The following is a 387-nucleotide window of genomic DNA, read 5'->3' on the forward strand; positions in this document are numbered from 1 at the left end:
TCGAGGAGCCGGCGGGCGGCGACGACGTGGATATTCCCGGCGCCGACTTCATCCTGTCGATCGGCCGTGGCGTCGGCGAGGAAGACAACGTCGAGCAGTTCAAGGCACTGTCCGATTCGCTCGGCGCCACGCTCGGCTGCTCGCGCCCGATCGCGGACTCGGGCTGGCTGCCGAAATCGCGGCAGGTCGGCCAGTCCGGCAAGACCGCGGCCAACTGCAAGCTGTATGTGGCGATGGGCATCTCCGGCTCGGTGCAGCATATGGCCGGCATGAAGCACGTCGATACCATCGTGGCGGTCAATACCGATCCGGAGGCCTCCATCTTCACGATCGCCAGGTACGGCATCGTGGGCGATATCTTCGATATCGGCAGGGAACTGCAAAACC

Annotated in this window: 1 protein-coding gene; it reads left to right on the plus strand. The window is 64.6% G+C overall.

The window, feature by feature from the left end; all coding sequences use genetic code 11:
- Positions 1–387 (plus strand): electron transfer flavoprotein subunit alpha/FixB family protein (locus tag P3W85_RS40100; RefSeq protein ID WP_276268885.1); only part of this gene is annotated, 387 nt, incomplete at both ends.

Origin of the sequence: Cupriavidus basilensis (assembly GCF_029335485.1) — a bacterium.
Taxonomy (GTDB): domain Bacteria; phylum Pseudomonadota; class Gammaproteobacteria; order Burkholderiales; family Burkholderiaceae; genus Cupriavidus; species Cupriavidus basilensis_E.